This is a genomic window from Klebsiella sp. CTHL.F3a, assembly GCF_019890895.1.
Lineage (GTDB): Bacteria > Pseudomonadota > Gammaproteobacteria > Enterobacterales > Enterobacteriaceae > Klebsiella > Klebsiella grimontii.
On sequence record NZ_CP082360.1, the window covers coordinates 3,607,249 to 3,628,077 of the forward strand.

The following is a 20,829-nucleotide window of genomic DNA, read 5'->3' on the forward strand; positions in this document are numbered from 1 at the left end:
AATAGCCGTTATCCCCGCAGAATATCAACGCTTATCCTTATTTTTCCCGGGAGGGGAAATGTCCCGCGTATCGCAGGCAAGGAGCCTGGGTAAATATTTCCTGTTAGTTGATAACATGCTGGTTGTACTCGGCTTTTTCGTCGTATTCCCGCTTATCTCCATTCGCTTTGTCGACCAGATGGGGTGGGCTGCGCTGATGGTCGGGATTGCGCTCGGCCTGCGTCAGCTGGTGCAGCAAGGTTTAGGGATATTTGGCGGCGCCATTGCCGACCGTTTTGGCGCCAAACCGATGATCGTCACTGGTATGCTGATGCGCGCGGCCGGTTTCGCGGCAATGGCCGTCGCCCATGAACCCTGGGTGCTGTGGCTCTCCTGCATTCTCTCAGGTCTCGGCGGCACGCTGTTCGATCCCCCGCGGGCGGCGCTGGTGGTCAAGCTGGTACGCCCGCACCAGCGCGGACGTTTCTTTTCTATCCTGATGATGCAGGATAGCGCAGGGGCGGTGATCGGCGCGCTGCTGGGAAGCTGGCTGCTGCAATATGATTTTCGTCTGGTGTGCAGCGCCGGGGCGGCCCTGTTTATCGCCTGCGCGGCATTCAACGCCTGGTATCTCCCGGCCTGGAAGCTGTCGACGGTCAAAACGCCGGTTCGTGAAGGGCTGGGACGCGTGCTGCGCGACAAACGCTTTGTCACCTACGTATTGACGCTTACCGGATATTACATGCTGGCGGTGCAGGTGATGCTAATGCTGCCGATCATGGTTAACGATATTGCGGGTTCTCCAGCGGCGGTAAAATGGATGTACGCCATTGAAGCGACCATTTCGCTGACGCTGCTGTACCCGATTGCCCGCTGGAGCGAAAAGCGTTTCCGCCTCGAGCATCGCCTGATGGCCGGCCTGCTGATCATGACGCTCGCGATGATGCCGATTGGCCTGAGCAGCAATCTGCAGCAGCTGTTTACGCTGATCTGCGTATTTTATATGGGTTCAATTATCGCTGAACCCGCGCGCGAGACGCTGGGCGCTTCGCTGGCTGATGCCAGAGCGCGCGGCAGCTATATGGGCTTTAGCCGTTTAGGATTAGCCTTCGGCGGCGCTTTCGGTTACGCAGGCGGCGGATGGCTGTTCGACGCCGGGAAGGCCGCAGGTCGGCCGGAGCTGCCATGGCTGATGCTGGGCGTTATCGGCCTCGCGACGTTTATCGCTCTGTGGTGGCAGTTCAGCCCGAAACGTTCGGCCTCCGGAATGCTGGAGCCGCGTACCTGATTTGCCGGGCCTTCGTTTCTCCTCCATACTGAATTGAGGATGTTCAGCCACTATGGAGGAGAAACGTGAAGTTATATATCTACGATCACTGCCCGTTCTGCCTTAAAGCCCGCATGATTTTCGGCCTGAAAAATATCCCTGTCGAACTGATCGCGCTCCTGAACGATGATGAAGTAACCCCAACCCGAATGATCGGCCAGAAGATGGCGCCAATCCTGCAGAAAGACGATAGCCGTTACATGCCGGAAAGTATGGATATCGTGCACTACGTCGATAAGCTGGACGGAAAACCGCTGCTTACCGGCGCACGTAATCCGGCGATTGAAACCTGGCTCAGGAAGGTCAACGACTACGCTAACCGCTTGTTAATCCCTCGCTTTGCTAAATCCGCTTTTGATGAATTCGCAACGCCAGAGGCGCGTGCTTATTTCGTGAAAAAGAAAGAGGCGGCTATCGGCAGCTTTGCCGACCATCTCGCCCATTCCCCCGGTCTGGTCAAGAACATCAGCGATGATCTGCGGGCGCTGGATAAATCGATCGTCCAGCCTAACGCCGTTAACGGTGAACTCTCTGAAGATGATATTCATCTCTTCCCTCTACTGAGAAATCTGACGCTAGTTGCCGGCGTGAACTGGCCGAGCCGTGTGGCCGCCTATCGTGACAACATGGCCAAACAGACGCAGATCAACCTGCTTTCCTCAATGGCTATTTAACCTCAAGGCAGTGGATGGGTTTGCCCTTCGCTGCCATACGCCTCTTTTTCAGTCTTTTCCGCTAGCACCTCCTGCGCTGGCGAGCCATGCTGCTTTGTGTCAGGATGAACCCATGGCATGACATTAAGGAATCCAATGAAAAAGATGTTTATCGCGGCCGTGCTTATCGTTAGCGGCCTGCTCAGCGCCTGTAACCAGCTCACGCAGTATTCCGTGAGCGAGCAGGAAATCAATCAGGCGCTGCAGAAACGTAACCACTTCGCTAAGGATATTGGCCTGCCAGGCGTAGCGGATGCCCATATTGAACTGCAAAATCTTACCAGCGCTATTGGCCGTGAAGAACCGAACAAAGTGACGTTAAGCGGCGTGGCTAATTTAGATCTGAATTCACTCTTCGGGAACCAGAAAGCGACCATCGATCTGAAGCTCAAAGCGCTGCCGGCGTTTAACAAAGAAAAGGGAGCCATTTTCCTGCAGGAGATGGAGGTGGTCGATGCCAAAGTTCAGCCGGAAAAACTCCAGTCTGTGGTACAGACGCTGATCCCTTACCTGAATCAGTCCCTGCGTAGCTACTTCAATCAGCAGCCTGCCTACGTCCTGCGCGAAGATGCCAGCACCGGTGAGGCGCTGGCGAAAAAGTATGCTAAAGGTATTGAGGTGAAGCCCGGCGAGATTATTATCCCATTCACAAACTAATATCTCGGGCGCTGAAGCGCCCGATTTTTTACGGAAGTTGATGCAAAGGAAAACGTTTACGCTTATCCTTAGTGCCCGGCAAAAACAGCCCTGATGACTGAACCTATTAGCCGGAGCCTTCCATGACAGCACAATCCCAGGTATTGAAAATCCGCCGCCCTGACGACTGGCATATCCATCTGCGCGATGACGATATGTTAAAAACCGTCGTGCCTTTTACCAGTGAATTTTATGGCCGGGCGATCGTGATGCCGAACCTGGTACCGCCAGTCACTACCGTCGAAGCCGCCCTCGCCTATCGCCAGCGTATCGTTGATGCGATCCCTGCGGGTCATGATTTTACGCCGCTGATGACCTGCTATCTGACGGATACGCTCGACCCGGCGGAGCTGGAGCGCGGATTTAACGAAGGCGTATTCACCGCTGCCAAACTCTACCCGGCCAATGCCACAACCAACTCGAGCCACGGCGTCACCAGCACGGATGCCATCATGCCGGTGCTTGAGCGCATGGAAAAACTGGGTATGCCCCTACTGGTTCATGGTGAAGTCACTCATCCTGATATCGATATTTTTGACCGGGAAGCGCGATTTATCGAAACGGTCATGGAGCCGCTGCGCCAGCGCCTGCCCGGTCTGAAGGTGGTCTTCGAACACATCACAACCAAAGATGCCGCCGAATACGTGCGCGACGGTAACGATTTGCTGGCAGCCACCATCACCCCGCAGCACCTGATGTTCAACCGCAATCATATGCTGGTTGGCGGCGTGCGGCCCCACCTTTACTGTTTGCCGATACTGAAACGCAATATTCACCAGCAGGCGCTGCGCGAACTGGTGGCCAGTGGTTTTGACCGCGCTTTCCTCGGCACCGATTCCGCACCCCATGCCCGTCATCGTAAGGAAGCCAGCTGCGGATGCGCAGGCTGTTTTAACGCGCCGACCGCGCTGGGCAGCTACGCAACGGTGTTTGAGGAGATGAATGCTCTACAGCACTTTGAAGCCTTCTGCTCGCTCAACGGCCCACGCTTCTATGGCCTGCCGATCAATGAGGGCTATGTTGAGCTGGTGCGCGAAGAGAGCCAGGTGGTCGAGAGTATCGCCCTGCCCGGCGACGCGCTGGTGCCGTTCCTTGCAGGGGAAACCGTGCGCTGGACGATGAAAAAATAAATAGTACGCCCCCTGTTGAAAATGCTCACCAAAGACTGTATAAATAAACAGTACATTATCCAGGGGGCAATTATGCGTATTGAAGTCTCTATCGCCAAATCAACAGCCTTACCCAACGGCGCCTTAGATGCGCTGAACAATGAACTCTCTCGTCGTATTGAACAGCAGTTTCCCTCTACATCAAGCCAGGTAACGGTTCGATACGCGGCTAATAACAATCTGTCGGTTATCGGCGGCCTGAAAGAAGACAAAGACCGGATTAGCGAAATCCTGCAAGAAACCTGGGAAAGCGCTGACGACTGGTTTGTCCGCGACTAGTCAATTAAATTTGCTCCCTCATTGTGCTTTTTTTGCCGGGTCGCCCCGGCTTTTTTATTTTTTCACACTCAGATTTTCCCCTATTGCTTTTGCTTAGCACCTTCAAAAATAACAAATAACCCACCCTTTTCTGCCTAAAAAAGCAGCATATTCGCGCGTATGTATCTCTATTTCATTTAATTTCTCGAGTTTATGCTTGACTACTGATATAATTAACTTGCTTCAAAAAACATGCATTAAACCTCGAGAACTGTTGTCTTTTAACATATGAATAAGGGGTTATGATGGAAAAGAATAATGAAGTCATCCAGACCCATCCCCTCGTCGGATGGGACATCAGCACCGTTGATAGTTACGATGCGCTGATGTTGCGCCTGCACTACCAAAACCCCGCTCAAGAAAGTAGTAAAGACGCAGAAATTGGCCAGACGCTATGGCTAACGACGGACGTCGCACGTCAGTTTATTTCTATTCTGGAAGCAGGTATTGCGAAGATTGAATCTGGCGAATACCAGGAAAATGAGTATCGAAGGCATTAATATTTAGCGCTAATGTCTGAATATTCACCTAACAGGCACCTCCGGGTGCCTGAATTATTTTCGGGCTTGTATAACAGCAGGTTGTTATTTACCCTGCTAACAAAGCAATAACCTGGAACCCACCATGCAATACGATCTTATCATTATCGGTAGCGGCTCGGTCGGCGCTGCCGCAGGCTTTTATGCGCGGCAGGCAGGGCTTAACGTGCTGATGATCGATGCTCATCAGCCGCCGCATCAGGAAGGCAGCCATCATGGCAGCACTCGCCTGATTCGTCACGCCTACGGTGAAGGCAAAAGATATGTTCCCCTGGTACTGCGCGCGCAACAGCTGTGGGATGAGTTTGCCGCCGCCAGCGGTGAAGCCGTCTTTGAACGTACCGGGGTGATTAACCTCGGGCCTGCCGATTCCGACTTTCTGCGCAATGTTGCCAGCAGCGCGCACGAGTTGCGGCTGAATATTGAAGAGATGGATGCGCAGACGGTAATGACTCGCTGGCCGGAAATTCGTGTACCTGATGATTATCGGGCGATATTTGAACCCGCATCCGGCATACTGCGCAGCGAGCTGGCCGTTGAAACCTGGATCCGTCTGGCGCGCGAAGCGGGCGCCGCCCAGCTGTTCAACTGTCCGGTGTCAGCCATTCACCACCAGCCGGACGGCGTCACCGTCGAGACGCTGGATGGCGAGTACAGCGGTAAAAAACTCCTGATCAGCGCCGGAACCTGGGTCACACGCCTGTTGCCAGAACTTCCGGTCCAGCCGATACGGAAGATTTTTGCCTGGTTTCAGGCTGATGGCCGCTACAGCAGCAAAAATAACTTCCCGGCGTTTACCGGTGAGTTACCGAATGGCGATCAGTTTTACGGTTTTCCCGCCGAAGATAATGAATTGAAAATCGGTAAGCACAACGGCGGGCAGCTCATTTCCACGCCGGAAGAGCGCAAACCGTTCGGTGCGGTAGCCACGGACGGCGCCGAGTCTTTCAGCTTCCTGCGTAACATATTGCCCGGTATTGGCGGCTGTCTGCACGGCGCATCCTGCACCTATGATAACACAGCGGACGAAGACTTTATTATTGATACACTACCCGGCCAGCCGGATACGCTGCTGATTACCGGCCTGAGCGGTCACGGCTTTAAATTTGCACCGGTTTTAGGCGAACTGGCCACACGGTTCGCGCTTGACGAACCCTTTGGATTTGATCTATCTGCGTTTTCACTGGCGCGGTTTAAGAAATAATCGCCCGCCGTATGACCAGACAACCACGCTAAAGAAACGGCCTCACTTGAGGCCGTGAATAATGAGAGAGATGATGCGTCGCCTGTTCGAATTACTGGTTAACAACGTCCGTGAACATTTTATGATTTATCTGGCGCTGTGGCTTCTGCTGGCGTTTATCGATCTTATCTGGCTATGGTTTTTCTGAAGGCACAGGATCCGGGATGCCCAGCTTCGTATTCAGACGACCGCGAGATTTATTAAAGATCTTATTGCCATTCTCGCGGCCGGCGCGCAGTTTTCTCTGCTCCTCTTCCGGCAGCTTATGCTCTTCCATGCAGGCTTCGCTACAGCAACCGGCAAATTTCTCCGCACAGGAAGGACACTGAATAAACAGCAGGTGGCAACCATCGTTCAGGCAGTTGGTATGGCTATCGCAGGGCGCGCCGCACTGATGGCAATGGGCGATAACATCATCTGAGATACGCTCTCCCATACGCTCATCGAATACAAAGTTCTTACCGACAAAGCGAACCGGCAGCCCCTGTTCGCGCGCGCGTCGCGCGTACTCGATAATCCCGCCCTCAATATGCGAGACTTTAGTGAATCCATTATGTTTCATCCACGCGCTGGCTTTCTCGCAACGGATACCGCCGGTACAGTACATGACGATATTTTTATCTTTATGTTCCTGCATCATCTCAACGGCCTTCGGCAGCTGGTCGCGAAACGTATCCGCCGGGATCTCCAGCGCGTTCTCGAAATGGCCGACCTCATATTCGTAATGGTTACGCATATCAATAAAGACCGCATCCGGGTCGTCCAGCATCGCGTTGACCTCCGCAGCCTTTAAATAATCACCCACGTCCGATGCATCAAACGTCGGATCATCAATCCCATCCGCGACGATCCGATCGCGTACCTTGAGACGCAGAACCCAGAAGGATTTACCGTCATCATCAAGAGCGATATTCAGGCGCAGACCATTCAGGGCGGGATCGAAAGCGTATAAAAATTCGCGCAGCGCATCGACCCGGCTCTGCGGAACGCTAATTTGCGCGTTAATACCTTCGTGAGCCAGATAAATTCGGCCAAAGACATTCAGCTTAGTCAACGCAATCCACAGCGCATCGCGCGTGGCTTTTGGGTCGATAATAGTGAAATATTTATAAAACGAGATCGTCGTGCGCGGCTCGGTCTCAGCCAACATTTGCGCCTTTAACGTCTCATTTGAAATGCGGTTATGTAACACTGGCATGGTGTACCTGCTCGGCATAGTCAATGAGTAAAATAAACGGCGGGCATCATATAGCAAACAGGCTTAATTTACATCCCCACATTTTGCGCTACATTTTTCTCACCCAAATTTGCTCGCATTAACATTAAATGCCATCAACAGCCGGTATTTTGGCTGAAGCATAAAAAAATGCGATAATAGAACACGTTGCTTAATTGAACAGGTATGAGATGAGCCATTTACCTAAATTTTCCGCAGCGTTGCTGCACCCGCGTTATTGGTTGCTTTGGTTCGGAATCGGTCTGCTCTGGTTAGTTGTACAGCTTCCCTATCCGGTGATATATCGGTTAGGAACCGGTCTTGGCCACCTAGCAAGACGGCTGATGAAGCGACGGGCAAAAATAGCTTATCGTAATCTGGAACTCTGTTTTCCCGATAAGAGTGAGCAAGAGCGTCACCGGATGGTGGTGGCAAACTTTGAATCCGTCGGCATGGGGTTGATGGAAACCGGCATGGCCTGGTTCTGGCCAACAAAGCGTATCGCGCGCTGGACTGACTCGATTGGCGTCGAGCATATCCGGGACGTACAGACGCAAAAGCGCGGCATTTTGCTGATTGGCATTCATTTCCTGACGCTGGAGATGGGCGCGCGCATGTTCGGTATCAATGAGCCTGGCATTGGCGTCTATCGCCCAAACGATAACCCGGTTATCGATTGGCTGCAGACCTGGGGACGCTTGCGCTCCAACAAAGACATGATCGATCGTAAGGATCTCAAAGGCATGATCCGCGCGCTGAAAAAGGGCGAGGTGATCTGGTACGCGCCGGACCATGACTATGGCCCCTCCGCCAGCGTATTTGTACCGTTTTTCGCCGTTGACCAGGCCGCGACGACCTCGGGCACCTGGATGCTGGCAAAGATGTCTAAAGCCTGCGTTGTGCCGTTCGTGCCGCGCCGTAAACCCAACGGTAAAGGCTATGAGCTGATTATCCTGCCGCCGGAGTGCGATCCGCCGCTGGACGATGCGGAGACTACCGCCGTCTGGATGAACAAAGTGGTAGAGAAGTGCATATTGATGGCGCCGGAACAGTATATGTGGATGCATCGCCGCTTTAAAACGCGTCCTGAAGGCGTTCCTTCTCGTTACTAACGCACTCTCCGCGCTCAGTCGCGCGACGATCCCGCATTCGAATACGGATGCGGGGTCAATTCCCTCTCTTTAGCTTTAAAAGCTCCCCTGCATTGCGGCAATCATTTCTCAGGCGCATAATTAGCGTGCTCATATTTTCAATTATTTGACCTGCGCTGCAGGCCAGTGGAATCCTATGCCGTCTGCTGATACCCCCATCAACTGGAAACGCAATCTTACCGTCACCTGGCTCGGCTGTTTTTTAACCGGCGCCGCTTTTAGCCTGGTGATGCCGTTTCTCCCCCTTTACGTCGAACAACTGGGCGTAACCGGTCATAGCGCCCTCAATATGTGGTCAGGTCTGGTTTTTAGCGTCACTTTTTTATTTTCAGCCGTCGCCTCCCCCTTCTGGGGCGGCCTTGCCGATCGTAAAGGGCGTAAAATCATGCTGCTGCGCTCAGCCCTCGGTATGGCAATCGTCATGCTGCTGATGGGCCTGGCGCAGAATATCTGGCAATTTCTGATCCTGCGCGCGCTGTTAGGCCTGCTCGGGGGATTTATTCCCAACGCCAATGCCCTGATAGCGACGCAGATCCCCCGCCATAAGAGCGGCTGGGCGCTGGGGACGTTGTCTACAGGGGCCGTCAGCGGCGCGCTGCTAGGGCCGCTGGCTGGCGGCTTCCTTGCCGATCACTGGGGATTGCGTACCGTCTTCTTTATGACCGCAAGCGTCCTGTTTATTTGTTTCTTATTTACCCTTTTTCTCATCCGCGAGAATTTTGTCGCGGTCAGTAAAACAGAGATGCTCAGCGCGAAAGACGTTTTCTCGTCGCTTAAAAATCCGAAGCTGGTGCTGAGCCTGTTTGTCACTTCGTTGATTATCCAGGTTGCAACCGGCTCGATTGCTCCGATTCTGACGCTATACGTGCGAGATCTTGCAGGCAATGTGAGTGATATTGCGTTCATCAGCGGCATGATTGCTTCAGTCCCAGGTATTGCCGCTCTGCTTAGCGCGCCTCGTCTCGGGAAACTCGGAGACCGCATCGGCCCGGAAAAGATCCTGATCGTCGCGCTGGTGATCTCCGTCTTGCTTCTGATACCGATGTCGTTCGTTCAGACGCCGCTGCAGCTGGGGATCCTGCGCTTCCTGTTAGGCGCTGCCGACGGCGCGCTACTGCCCGCCGTACAAACCCTGTTGGTGTATAACTCCACCAGCCAAATCTCGGGCAGAATCTTCAGCTATAACCAGTCGTTCCGCGATATCGGCAACGTTACGGGACCGCTTATCGGCGCGTCAGTTTCCGCCAACTACGGCTTCCGGGCGGTCTTTTTAGTCACCGCCGGTGTGGTCTTGTTCAACGCGGTCTACTCGACCCTGACTCTCGGCCGCTCTCGCCGCCCTCGGGCAACCAACAATCCGGGTTCCGGCACGCATTCGGTAAATTAATGCCCCATCCTTGACGCATCGCCAACCGCATTCTATAGATTGAATCGTGTTCATTTCTATTCATCTTAGGAGGTTAGCCATGCCAAAGGATTCGATGTTCTATGCCACGCTTGAAGAAGCAATCGATGCAGCCCGCGAGGAGTTTCTGGCTAATAATCCCGATAGCGACGAAGAGAACGCCAGCATCGAGCAATTAAATATTCAGAAATACGTACTCCAGGACGGCGACATTGCCTGGCAGGCAGAATTTTTTGCCGACGAGGATGAACAGGGTGAATGCCTGCCTGTTCTTAGCGGTCAGGCAGCGCAAAGCGTCTTTGACGGCGATTATGATGAGATTGAGCTTCGCCAGGAGTGGCTGGAAGAAAACACGCTGCACGAATGGGATGAAGGCGAATTTCAGCTTGAACCCTCTCTCGATACCGAAGAGGGCCAGGCCGCAGCCGATGAATGGGATGAACGCTAATTAGTTATAGGGGCCATGACTGGCGTCAAGCGGCAGCAGTAGCGTATCAAATACCAGTGAAAAGGGCAGATCGAGAATGGTGATATAGCGCCATGAGGAATCGCGGACATCCCACTGAACGCCGGGATAGTACTGGTTTCCATGCCCCTGCCCAGGCACTGTGCGACTGATAATACTACCGCAGCCGCTGATAAGCAGCGTCATTGCGATAACCAGTAAAACTCTCATCAACAACCTCGATTCTCAGATAAAAAAATACCGGCACCATTGCCGGTATTTTCCTTTACCTACGGCTTACTTCGTTTTTAACGCCAGCGGGTTCAGCGTCAGCTGCTGATAGGCACCCACCCACGAAGAGTATTTCTCCGGCGCGGCCCACACGCGATAGTGCATGCGAGACATCGTGACCGGATCGCTTAGCAATACCAGACGACGGTCGCGGTTGAGCTTATCCGGCGTCTCGTTGAGCGCCTGTTCAACATGGCGCTCGCGAGCAATATCCAGAATATGCCCGTGGCGGTGACGCGCGGTAGCCATCGCCGTTGCCAGCGCGTTAAATGATGGGTTAAATACCGCATGCATAAAACCATCTTCCAGAGAACGCTGACGGTTAAGCGTCAGGTAAGCATCGGTATCTTTAAGCACCTGCGGCGGCGAATACTCTTCCGGAATCAGGAACAGCTTCCAGCGCTTGGTGCGCAGGCCAATGGTAGCGCGGCTGGAAATGGCCGACACGAACGGCGACAGAATCAGCGAGACCACGATCGGCGCCAGCCAGAACAGGAAACGCAGATCCAGCCACGCCATACCCACCGCCCAAACCAGCCCCAACAGCATCTGCGAGCCGTGACGCATAAACGCTTCGCCCCACGGAGTCGAGTCGTCATCACGCTGCGGCGAGTTCCACACCACTTCCCAGCCGAGGAACGCGCTGACCACAAACACGGTGTGGAACAGCATGCGTACCGGCGCCAGCAGCACCGAAAAGAGCACCTCCAGCAGCAGAGAAAGGGTCACACGGATAAAGCCGCCGTACTCTTTCGGCCCTTTACACCACACCAGAATAATACTCAGCAGCTTCGGCAGGAACAGCAGCACCATGGTTGAAGCAAACAGGGCGATAGCCAGCTCCGGGCGCCACTGCGGCCAGACCGGGAACAGCTGACGCGGTTGCAAAAAGTACTGCGGCTCGGTCAACGCATGCACAACCTGCAGCGCAGTAGAGAGCGCAAGGAACATGAACCACAGCGGCGCCGACAGGTATGACATCACGCCGGTCAGGAATACCGCTCGGTGAACCGGGTGCATCCCTTTGACCAGGAACAGGCGGAAGTTCATCAGGTTACCCTGACACCAGCGGCGATCGCGCTTCAGCTCGTCAAGCAGGTTCGGCGGAAGCTCTTCATAAGAGCCTGGAAGATCGTAAGCAATCCATACCCCCCATCCGGCGCGACGCATCAATGCCGCTTCCACGAAGTCATGCGACAGAATGGAACCTGCGAAGTTACCCTCCCCCGGCAGCGGCGCGAGAGCACAGTGCTCAATAAACGGTTTCACCCGGATAATGGCGTTGTGTCCCCAGTAGTGCGACTCGCCCAGTTGCCAGAAATGCAGACCGGCGGTAAACAGCGGGCCGTAGACGCGGGTGGCAAACTGCTGACAGCGCGCATAAAGCGTATCCATGCCCGACGCGCGCGGCGATGACTGGATGATGCCGGCATTCGGGTTCGCTTCCATCAGGCGCACCAGGCCACTCAGGCACTCACCGCTCATCACGGAGTCGGCATCCAGCACCACCATATAGCTATACTGGCTCCCCCAACGACGACAGAAGTCATCAATGTTACCGCTTTTGCGCTTCACGCGGCGGCGGCGGCGGCGATAGAAGATCTGCCCTTCGCCCTGAACTTCAGCAATGAGCTCCATCCACGCTTTTTGCTCCGCCACACAGATGTCCGGGTTGTAGCTATCGCTCAGGATATAGACATCAAAGTGCTCGGCGTTGCCGCTGGCCTTTACCGACTCCCAGGTCGCACGCAGGCCCGCGAACACGCGGTCAACGTCTTCGTTGCAGATCGGCATAATCAGCGCCGTGCGATGCTCCGGGTTCAACGGCTCATTCCCAACGGTCGAGGCTGAGATACTGTACTTGTCGCGCCCGATCAGCAGCTGCAGGAAGCCCATCAGCGCGGTCCAGAATCCAGCGGAAACCCAGCAAAAAAGCACGGCGAACAGAATCAGGATCCCCGACTGCAACACATATGGCAGCAGCTGCATAAAGGAAACCCATAGATTCTGCCCCACCATATCGGCCGGGTTAATCAGCGCCCAGCCCTGGTAGGGCAAAATGGTTTTCATGTACCAGGTCGCCACAACGGTCTGCGCCAGCGTCAGCAGCAGAAGAATATAGCGCCGGATAGAGCCGACGGTACGCCATTTCTGCTCGCTCTCCTGCTCTTCTTTGCTCAGGCGAGAAAGATAGCGCGGAGTCACGTCGCGTCCGCGCAGCCGATCCCAGAAACGGCCGACCGGGTTGGTACGCCAGGGGTCCGGAAACATAGAGGAACGTTTTGCTTTCGGCATGGCGTTCAACTGAGTGCGCCCTTCGTCATCCTTAACCAGCTGGTTACCGGCCAGCGAATCAGGCCAGCTATGCTCCAGCCGCGATTTTACCGACCCCAGCGGGGCGTCATCTTCGCGTTTAAAAACGTGATGTTCAGCGTCCAGTGCTTCATGTACGGCCTGCAGACTTACGTCAGGTAACGCGCGTTTTTCTGCATCCGACAGCGGCAATGCGTCGATGTACTTCGTTATCTTATTCATTGGCAGGCAGCTGATAGCTCCAGGTTTCGCTCAGCGTCTGGTCGGTATTGACCAGCGCAGCGCGCATATCCGTGGTTTTCTTAGGATCTTTCACTTTGACGCGCAGGATCATACGCCAACCCTTAGTTACCGGGTTGTAGCGCACGGTATTTTCGACGATTTCAGCGTTATCACCGATGCTTGCCTGCGCGGTTACCGGGGTATCTGCGGGCAGCTTTTTCATCTCGGCGCCGGTGAAATCAACAATGAAGGCAATGGTGCCATCAGGCTGGCGGATCAGGTTCGATTGCTTGACATCGCCGGTAGAGCGGCGGGTCTGCATCACGTAGGCGTTATCCGGCGCATGCAGCTTGTCTTCGTCGCGGCTGAAAGTGATGGTGTATTTGAAGTTCATCTCTTTGCCGGGTTCCGGCAGTTGATCCGGCGTCCAGTAGGTCACGATGTTATCGTTGGTTTCATCGTTGGTCGGGATTTCGACCAGTTCGATTTTCCCTTTACCCCAATCACCTTTCGGCGTAATCCACGCGCTTGGGCGCAGATCGTAGCGGTCGTCAAGATCTTCAAAACGCGAGAACTGGCGGCCGCGCTGTAGCAGGCCAAACCCCTGCGGGTTCTCCATTGCGTAGCTGCTGACGGCGAGGTGCTTCGGATTATTCAGCGGACGCCAGATCCATTCGCCATTGCCGGCAAGGATCGAAAGCCCATTTGAATCATGCAGCGACGGACGATAGTTGGTAGTCGGAGACGGCTGATGCGGCCCGAACAGGAACATACTGGTCAGCGGAGCCACGCCCAGCTTACCGACTTTGTCACGCAGATAGACCTTAGACTGCACGTCCACCACGGTATCGCGACCGGGCATGATCACAAAACGATAGGCGCCGGTTGCGCGCGGGGAATCAAGCAGCGCATAAATCGTCAGACGTTTATCGGTGGCTTTAGGACGCTCAATCCAGAATTCACGAAAACGCGGGAACTCTTCTCCAGACGGCAGCGCGGTATCGATCGCAAGCCCACGGGCAGAAAGACCGTATACCTGACCCTGGCCGAGCACGCGGAAGTAGCTGGCTCCGAGCATGCTGACGATCTCATCGTTCTTGTCTTTGCTGTTGATCGGATACAGCACCTTGAAGCCCGCAAAGCCGAGGTCTTTAACCGTGTCTTTATCGTGCTGCACGTTGCCAAAATTAAAATAGTCCGGGCTGTATTTAATTTTGCGCACGCTGGTTGCCGTCACTTCATTAATGGTGACCGGCGTATCGAAATACATTCCCTGGTGATAAAACTCGAGTTTGAACGGGCTTTTCAGATTATTCCAATAAGCTTTATCGTGATTAAACTGAATTTGCTGATAGTCCGCATATTTCATGTCGCGGAAGGCAGAGGGCAGGTTACTTTTAGGCGCTTCAAAGCCTTTGCTGGCTAACGTTTGTGCCTCTTTTGCGACGTCATCAATGCTGAAAGCCCATGCAGATGAAGTACACAGGGACAACATTACGGCTGCGCTTAACCAACGCATTTTCATCATCTGTGGTTTATGTTTCATATAAGTAAGCACTTCCCCCTTTGTGTGCTTAAATCGATCCGATCTATTTTAATGGAAACTCAGGCATTCCGACAACATAATCCCTGCATTGTTCGGCATGGCGGCACAGGGAATACACAGTTCACTGCCCCGATTGCACTTTGCGTGCTTATCCTGGAGACAGTTAACCAGAGTTCATGTAGGGTTGCAGTGAATTTAAACGTTATCACGTTGAGTGATAAGACGAATTGTCTGAGAATGTAGTGATATTGTATGAATAATACTCCGGTACAGCGTGAATATTTTTTCGATAGCATCCGCGCATGGCTGATGCTATTGGGTATCCCTTTTCACATTTCGCTCATTTACTCCAGTCACAGCTGGCATGTTAACAGCGCCGAGCCTTCATGGTGGCTGACGTTGTTTAACGACTTCATTCATGCCTTTCGCATGCAGGTCTTCTTTGTGATTTCCGGCTATTTTTCCTACATGCTTTTTCTGCGCTATCCGCTGAAGAAATGGTGGAAAGTCCGCGTTGAGCGCGTCGGCATCCCCATGTTAACCGCGATCCCCCTCCTGACCCTACCGCAGTTTATTATGCTGCAGTACGTCAACGGTAAGGCGGATAACTGGCACACGCTTTCCGGCTATGACAAATTCAACACCCTCGCCTGGGAGCTGATTTCCCACTTATGGTTTTTGTTAGTGCTGGTGGTTCTGACGTCGCTGGGCGTAGTGATGTTTAAATGGCTGACGCGCCCGCGTTCTGCCGCGGCACCAACCTTTGGTGACACCGTCACATTAGGCCAACTGTCGATGATTTTTCTCGCGCTGGGCGTGCTGTATGCGGTCATTCGCCGCACCATTTTTATCCTCTACCCGCCCATTCTTAGCAATGGCCTGTTCAACTTCATCGTGATGCAGACGCTATTCTATCTGCCTTTCTTTATCCTCGGCGCCCAGACGTTTATTAACGCGCGCCTGAAGACGATGTTTACAACCCCATCGCCATGGTGCTTTGCGGCGGCTTTACTCGGGTTTATCGCCTATCGGCTGAATCAGCAGTACGGCTCTGGCGACGGCTGGATGTATGAGACGGAGTACGTGATTACCATGGTGCTGGGGCTATGGATGGTCAACGTGGTCTTTTCGCTTGGCCACCGCTTGTTGAATTTCCAGTCAGCGCGGGTGACCTATTTCGTTAATGCATCGCTATTTATCTACCTGGTGCACCACCCGCTGACCCTTCTCTACGGGGCGTGGATAGCGCCGGTCATTAAATCGAATACCCTTGGGTTTATGACCGGGCTGGTTTTTGTGGTCGGGATTGCTCTGGTGCTATATGAAATCCATCTGCGGATACCGCTGTTGCGCTTCCTTTTCTCCGGAAAATTCCAGCAAAAGACGGCTAAGCCGCAAATATCCGCCAGTTGAAACAGCAAGCTGCTGTGTGGAAGCACATAGCAGCGCTATTTTTGTGCAAACAGCAGTTGAAAAACATCGCGGTACAGGTTTTCCATTGCTGCTTTATCTACCGTCGGGGTCGTCGCAAAGTCGCAACGATAGGCAGCCCCTTCGGTTAATATCGCGATAAATTCGCAGGCGACGCTAATTTGCGCCTCGGTCATCTCAGGGTGATAGTGCCGGGTTAGCCGCCCGCCCTCCTCTTTCAGGCGGCGATCGGCCTGGTTCATGATTTCGCGCAGGCGTGGATTTCGGGACGCCTCGGCGTTAATTTCCATCAGCAGATAATTATCGTTTTTCGTAGACCCGGTCACGAGTGTTGCGCCGGCTAATACTGAAGCCATGCGGGCTAAATCATGATTCCCGGCAACGATTTCGCCCACTCTGGCATTCACGATCTCACTGACGATGACTTCAACGATCTCTTCTTTGCTGGCGAAAATGCGATATAGCTGACCTACGCTAAGGCCAGCCTGATGCGCAATATCCGCTACGGAGGCGCCGTGCAGGCCCTTTTCCGCAAAGCATTTCTGTGCCGCGGCTACGATTTCCATCCGCCGAAGCCGTTGCTTTTGTAGAACCTTCCCTTCAGCCACCGATACCTCTCCCGTTATGATAATTCCAGGCCTGCGCAGGAAACTATCATATCTTATTCTGATGGCCGAGTTGCGCGCGACTTGCCTCAAGTAATCGCGTATAAATGCCGGCGGTTTCGGCATCAAAGCATACGAAACACACGCGTTCCAGCGGGTTATAGCGAGTGAGGAAAGCATTCACCGTCCGTACGGCTATCTCCGCGGCGGCCTCTTTAGGGTAACCATAAACGCCGGTGCTGATAGCAGGAAATGCAATAGAACGATAATTGTTTGCCGAAGCCAGCAGCAGGCTATTTTTATAGGCGTCAGCCAGTAACTCCGCCTCCTGCCTGTCACCGCCGTGCCAGATGGGTCCAACGGCGTGAATAACCGCGCTGGCGGGCAAATTTCCTGCCGCCGTAATCACCGCATGACCTGGCGGACACTCTCCCTGCTGTTGCCGCACCACTTTACAGGCAGCAAGCAGTTCTGGCCCTGCCGCGCGGTGAATCGCGCCGTCCACGCCACCACCGCCAAGCAGCGACGGGTTTGCCGCATTGACGATAACGTCCACCGCGAGCTTTGTAATATCGCCGAGAACAACCTCAGGTTGAACAGCCATTTCTCCTCCTGTCGGCATAGGTCTTCAAATGAATACACGAGGATAATATGGCACGATAGCCCCCGGGACGAAAGCCTGGGGGCAGAGGGTTACCGATAATCAACATCCAGAATAGCGAGGGTCCGTTGCGGATTAATATATCTTAATTGCGCAGAGCGAATATTTTCGTTGTGTATATTCCCTTTCTCAAGCTGTTGAGCAGAAATTTTAATCGCATCCGCCCTCGGGCAATCCATAATAATCTGGTCTTTTATCGTATTGAGCTGGCAGGGTGCTTCCACCACCCGCCCGTAAAAATGGATGACGCCAGCCACGGTCTGTTCTGCGAGCACAGGGTTAACAAAAGAAGGTAAAATAAACAGCGCGGCAAGTGGTGCATATATGATTGTTTTCATTATAAAACTCCTCTGCATATCGGTATAGCTACTGAAAAGCACCAGCCATCCATGAGTGCATCGAGTTATATTTTTTTACTTCAAGTTAATTATATTAACAATTTGAAAACAAAAAATATCATTTATTTAAATATGCTAACAAAATCGATTCACTGACTGTCGGTACAGTTAAAGTCTCAGATATATAAGGAAAAATAGAATACAGGGAATATTAATGATGGGGTAAACAGGCAGCAAAAAAGCAAAAGAGCCCGGCGGGCCCTTTTGTGATGGAGACGGGGATAAATTAAAAGCGATTAGCTGCTTTGGTTAGCAAGAGATTTATTTTTCTCAGCCCGGGTCGCCAGCCACAGGCCGCTATTTTTCATGGCGTAGCCAAATACCAGACCCAGCGCGAGTGAAGGCACAACCAAACGCCAGTCGCCGCTGCCGGCAAACGTCGCGCACGCGCCGATAAAAGTTCCCGGCACAAAAGAGAGCATCAGCTGACGCGCCTGAATGCACATCAAAAACGCCACGATGCCGGTCATAATATAGCTGACAATTTCCAGCTGCGGCGCCAGCGCGCTGCCGTGAATAATTACCAGCGCCCACACAACGCCGCTCATGACCGTACAGGTTGAAATAAACAGCCCTTTTAACCCACCTTGCGGACAGGCAAAGTAAGCCGTACAGCCAAGGAACCCCGCCCAGCTCAGCAGACCCAGTGCGACAGCCACCCATCCCCAGATACCGGAGAGAATGCCTGTCGTTAATGCGATTGCGAAGAGTATGTTCATGGCGCGTATCATAGCAGAAACGCACCCGTCAAATGCGACTCAGAGCACACTAAATGAAATCAAAAATATTTCATTGCATTTAAAGTGTGATTTTAATCACAAATTATTGTTCGTTTTCTTCCTGCAGCTCATCCCACATGGCGGAGACCGCTTCGCGAGTCAGCGGGGCCATCGTGCGCCAGAACGGCGTGGTGGCATGCGCTTCAACTTTGCCCAGGAACTCACCGCACCAGGGCAGGATATATTCCGCGAACAGGGTTTCCAGAACTTCGCTTTCATCTTCCGCCGCGTGATCTTCCAGCCAGGAAGCGGCCAGCAGTAAGGAGCCGAAATGATCCGCCGCCCCCTCCCCCGTAGGTACGCCATGCGCGGCGAGGAAACCACGGACTTCAGCTTCCGTCGCGCCGTCTACCCATGCGCTACGGTAAGGCGCCACGCGGCACTCTTCACCGACAAACAGCACGTTGTATTCGGCGGCCAGCGACTGCATATCACAGCTTTTTTGCAGGCGCTCCAGCAGTTCATCCTGTTCCAGCGGCCAGCTCGCCGCCAGCTTCCCTTCGCGGATAAGGGTAAAGAGCGGAACCAGCAGCGGGTCCTGCGGCTGACGATAATAGAGAGAGCCCAGCACGCGGCAGAGGATTGAAAACTCGTTCATTCATTTATTCCAGTTATTCAAATTAAAGTTCAGCCAGCTCAGGAATCGCAGGCATGCCGCGCGATTCAAGAAAATTAAGCAGACGCCGGGGCGTTACGTTAAGAATTCGGTCTTCCGGAAAACCGACGGCATCAAGAATTTTTCGGCATTCGCTAAATTCACCGAGCGTAAATGCCGTATGGGAATCCGAGCCCAGCGCCACCCAGCCACCGGCATCGCGTACGGCCGCCGCAACGGCACGGCAGTTATCTTCGCTGCCGATACGCGACGAGACAAAAGAGGAGTTATTGATTTCCAACGCCACATGGTGCTTCGCCGCGGCGGCGGCAATGGCAGGGATATCCACGGGAAATTTAGGGTTACCCGGATGGCTGATGATATGCACCGCGCCGCTCGCTATCGTGGCGATCATCGCTTCGGTATGCGTCGCTTTATCCTGAGGAGGGAATACCGGCTCATGAAAGCCAGCGATAATCAGGTCCAGCGAGTTCAGCATCGGGCCGGTACAGTCGATTTCGCCCTGGGTATTTTTGATATTGGCTTCGATACCTCGCAGGATGCCAACGCCATCCACCAGCCGCGGCCAGATACGCATATTAATAAAATGCCAGTAGTGCGGCGCATCGGCCATATCGGGCCCGTGGTCGGTAATGGCAAAGAGTTTGATCCCCTTGCGCTTTGCTTGCGCGATATAATCGTGCAGGGTGCTGTAAGCGTGGGTGCTGGCGACGGTATGCATGTGCAGGTCAACAGGATACATCACAATCTCCTTCTCTGTTTGTGGCAAGAATAGCAGGAATCTGCGCCCATGATCAGCAAAAACCCCGCTCAGGCGGGGCTATCGCTTAGTATCCCAGTTGGCGATCGACCTGCCCGCTGACCGTTTCGCCCCGTTCTAACTGACCGATGGTTTTAGCGATATACGCGATGGCTTCCAGAGGCCGGGTGACGGCAGCAATATGCGGCGTCATCGCCACTCGCGGGTGCCGCCAAAGCGGGCTCCCTTCCGGCAGCGGTTCGCGGCTAAACACATCCAGCATCGCCCCTTTTAACTTGCCGCTATCCAGCGCGGCCAGCAGATCCTCTTCCACCACATGAACCCCGCGAGCGAGATTCAGCACATAGCTGTTATCCGGCAGCTGCGCCAGGCGCGCGCTATTAATAATGCCAACGGTTTCCGCCGTGTTGGGCAGCAGGTTAATCAGCACTCGTGTACCGCTCAGGAAGTCTTCCAGCTCGGCTTCCCCCGCAAAGCTCGTTACCTGAGGCCAGGATTTGCGGCTACGGCTCCAGACGCGTAGCGGAAAACCCCAGCGTTGCAGGCTTTCTGCCACTTTCGCGCCCAGTACCCCCGCCCCCATAATGCCGATGGCGAAGTCCTCACGCTGATACTCCTCCAGCGGCTGCCATCGCGCCTCCTGCTTTAAGGCCTGATAGTCATCAAAACGACGGAACCAGTGCAGCACCTGGCTCACCGCATACTCTTGCATCTGCAGACCCATGCCGGTGTCTTCCAGACGGAACAGCGGCGTCGACAGCGGCAGCATTTCCGGGTTTTCCCGCAGTTTGCTTAGAATTGAATCAACGCCGGCGCCAAGGGCAAAGACGGCTTTAAGTTTGCGGCCTTGCAGCATTTCAACCGGCGGATGCCAGACCAGCGCATAGTCAGCGGGTTGATTATCACCGGATTTCCATTCGCGGACTCGCGAGCCGGGGAGCTGTTTTTCCAGCTCCGCAATCCAGAAAGGAGTGTCGAACGTCGGGTGGTAAAAGATGATATCCAT

The 20,829-nt window shown here is 53.8% G+C and carries 23 protein-coding genes; 12 read left to right on the forward strand and 11 right to left on the reverse strand.

Annotation, left to right across the window (positions count from 1 at the left end; translation table 11 throughout):
- The first annotated feature begins 58 nt into the window (after nt 1–58).
- The 8 genes from mdtH (at nt 59) to K7H21_RS17050 (ending at nt 6,132) form a co-directional block, all read left to right on the forward strand.
- On the forward strand, nt 59–1,267 hold the full coding sequence (gene mdtH, locus K7H21_RS17015) for a multidrug efflux MFS transporter MdtH (protein ID WP_223035243.1): 1,209 nt from the start codon (nt 59–61) through the stop codon (nt 1,265–1,267).
- Between the two features lie 65 nt (nt 1,268–1,332).
- On the forward strand, nt 1,333–1,980 hold the full coding sequence (gene grxB, locus K7H21_RS17020) for a glutaredoxin 2 (protein ID WP_049112584.1): 648 nt from the start codon (nt 1,333–1,335) through the stop codon (nt 1,978–1,980).
- Nucleotides 1,981–2,115: 135 nt separating this feature from the next.
- Nucleotides 2,116–2,676 carry a lipoprotein gene (locus tag K7H21_RS17025; RefSeq protein WP_004131365.1) on the forward strand — a complete coding sequence of 187 codons (561 nt, stop codon included), beginning with the start codon at nt 2,116–2,118 and terminating at the stop codon, nt 2,674–2,676.
- A gap of 122 nt (nt 2,677–2,798) precedes the next feature.
- Nucleotides 2,799–3,845: a dihydroorotase gene (pyrC, locus tag K7H21_RS17030; RefSeq protein WP_112166316.1), complete on the forward strand. Its 1,047-nt coding sequence runs from the start codon at nt 2,799–2,801 to the stop codon at nt 3,843–3,845.
- 72 nt (nt 3,846–3,917) lie between these two features.
- Nucleotides 3,918–4,163 (forward strand): DNA damage-inducible protein I, encoded by a 246-nt coding sequence (gene dinI, locus K7H21_RS17035; RefSeq protein WP_004101040.1) that lies wholly within the window; start codon nt 3,918–3,920, stop codon nt 4,161–4,163.
- Nucleotides 4,164–4,447: 284 nt separating this feature from the next.
- Nucleotides 4,448–4,702, forward strand: coding sequence for a biofilm formation regulator BssS (bssS, locus tag K7H21_RS17040; protein WP_004131358.1), 255 nt, complete (start codon nt 4,448–4,450; stop codon nt 4,700–4,702).
- 124 nt (nt 4,703–4,826) lie between these two features.
- The gene (solA, locus tag K7H21_RS17045; RefSeq protein WP_223035244.1) at nt 4,827–5,945 is read left to right on the forward strand and encodes an N-methyl-L-tryptophan oxidase; all 1,119 of its coding nucleotides are present in this window, start codon (nt 4,827–4,829) and stop codon (nt 5,943–5,945) included.
- 73 nt (nt 5,946–6,018) lie between these two features.
- On the forward strand, nt 6,019–6,132 hold the full coding sequence (locus tag K7H21_RS17050) for a YceO family protein (protein WP_004101037.1): 114 nt from the start codon (nt 6,019–6,021) through the stop codon (nt 6,130–6,132).
- Here the strand turns inward: K7H21_RS17050 and trhO are convergent.
- Nucleotides 6,118–7,182, reverse strand: a complete 1,065-nt coding sequence (gene trhO / locus K7H21_RS17055; protein WP_049112581.1) for an oxygen-dependent tRNA uridine(34) hydroxylase TrhO — start codon at nt 7,180–7,182, stop codon at nt 6,118–6,120. The two genes, K7H21_RS17050 and trhO, sit on opposite strands and share 15 nt — an antisense overlap.
- Before the next feature lie 209 nt (nt 7,183–7,391).
- Between trhO and K7H21_RS17060 the strand changes: the two genes are divergently transcribed.
- From K7H21_RS17060 to K7H21_RS17070, 3 genes are all read left to right on the forward strand, one after another.
- Nucleotides 7,392–8,312 (forward strand): Kdo(2)-lipid IV(A) acyltransferase, encoded by a 921-nt coding sequence (locus K7H21_RS17060; RefSeq protein WP_112166314.1) that lies wholly within the window; start codon nt 7,392–7,394, stop codon nt 8,310–8,312.
- Nucleotides 8,313–8,487: 175 nt separating this feature from the next.
- A complete protein-coding gene (gene mdtG, locus K7H21_RS17065; protein ID WP_004131349.1) occupies nt 8,488–9,738 on the forward strand; it encodes a multidrug efflux MFS transporter MdtG in 1,251 nt (416 codons plus the stop codon).
- A 79-nt stretch (nt 9,739–9,817) separates the two neighbouring features.
- Entirely contained in the window at nt 9,818–10,204 is a 387-nt protein-coding gene (locus tag K7H21_RS17070; RefSeq protein WP_004131347.1) for a MysB family protein, read from the forward strand.
- On the opposite strand, the gene K7H21_RS17075 is transcribed toward K7H21_RS17070, so the two are convergent.
- From K7H21_RS17075 to mdoG, 3 genes are all read right to left on the reverse strand, one after another.
- The gene (locus K7H21_RS17075) at nt 10,205–10,432 is read right to left on the reverse strand and encodes a YceK/YidQ family lipoprotein (protein ID WP_004131344.1); all 228 of its coding nucleotides are present in this window, start codon (nt 10,430–10,432) and stop codon (nt 10,205–10,207) included. It lies immediately after the preceding gene.
- A gap of 66 nt (nt 10,433–10,498) precedes the next feature.
- Nucleotides 10,499–13,027, reverse strand: a complete 2,529-nt coding sequence (gene mdoH / locus K7H21_RS17080; RefSeq protein WP_004131342.1) for a glucans biosynthesis glucosyltransferase MdoH — start codon at nt 13,025–13,027, stop codon at nt 10,499–10,501.
- Nucleotides 13,020–14,573 (reverse strand): glucans biosynthesis protein MdoG, encoded by a 1,554-nt coding sequence (gene mdoG, locus K7H21_RS17085; RefSeq protein WP_004131340.1) that lies wholly within the window; start codon nt 14,571–14,573, stop codon nt 13,020–13,022. Before mdoG ends, mdoH begins: the two co-directional genes overlap by 8 nt.
- A 252-nt stretch (nt 14,574–14,825) precedes the next feature.
- Here mdoG and mdoC point away from each other — a divergent pair, with 252 nt between their 5' ends.
- On the forward strand, nt 14,826–15,986 hold the full coding sequence (gene mdoC / locus K7H21_RS17090; protein WP_004131338.1) for a glucans biosynthesis protein MdoC: 1,161 nt from the start codon (nt 14,826–14,828) through the stop codon (nt 15,984–15,986).
- A 35-nt stretch (nt 15,987–16,021) separates the two neighbouring features.
- Here mdoC and K7H21_RS17095 read toward each other — a convergent pair whose 3' ends face one another.
- From K7H21_RS17095 to ghrA, 7 genes are all read right to left on the reverse strand, one after another.
- Nucleotides 16,022–16,612: a TetR/AcrR family transcriptional regulator gene (locus tag K7H21_RS17095; RefSeq protein WP_004131336.1), complete on the reverse strand. Its 591-nt coding sequence runs from the start codon at nt 16,610–16,612 to the stop codon at nt 16,022–16,024.
- Between the two features lie 46 nt (nt 16,613–16,658).
- Complete coding sequence (ymdB, locus tag K7H21_RS17100; RefSeq protein ID WP_049112578.1) at nt 16,659–17,213, reverse strand: O-acetyl-ADP-ribose deacetylase; 555 nt, start codon at nt 17,211–17,213, stop codon at nt 16,659–16,661.
- 89 nt (nt 17,214–17,302) lie between these two features.
- Entirely contained in the window at nt 17,303–17,608 is a 306-nt protein-coding gene (locus K7H21_RS17105; protein ID WP_004131333.1) for a type 1 fimbrial protein, read from the reverse strand.
- A 296-nt stretch (nt 17,609–17,904) separates the two neighbouring features.
- Nucleotides 17,905–18,387, reverse strand: coding sequence for a DUF1097 domain-containing protein (locus K7H21_RS17110; protein ID WP_087829316.1), 483 nt, complete (start codon nt 18,385–18,387; stop codon nt 17,905–17,907).
- 103 nt (nt 18,388–18,490) lie between these two features.
- The gene (locus tag K7H21_RS17115) at nt 18,491–19,045 is read right to left on the reverse strand and encodes a TorD/DmsD family molecular chaperone (protein WP_004131331.1); all 555 of its coding nucleotides are present in this window, start codon (nt 19,043–19,045) and stop codon (nt 18,491–18,493) included.
- 22 nt (nt 19,046–19,067) lie between these two features.
- Nucleotides 19,068–19,805 (reverse strand): phosphatase, encoded by a 738-nt coding sequence (locus K7H21_RS17120; protein ID WP_004131330.1) that lies wholly within the window; start codon nt 19,803–19,805, stop codon nt 19,068–19,070.
- Between the two features lie 85 nt (nt 19,806–19,890).
- Nucleotides 19,891–20,829 carry a glyoxylate/hydroxypyruvate reductase GhrA gene (gene ghrA, locus K7H21_RS17125; protein WP_049113418.1) on the reverse strand — a complete coding sequence of 313 codons (939 nt, stop codon included), beginning with the start codon at nt 20,827–20,829 and terminating at the stop codon, nt 19,891–19,893.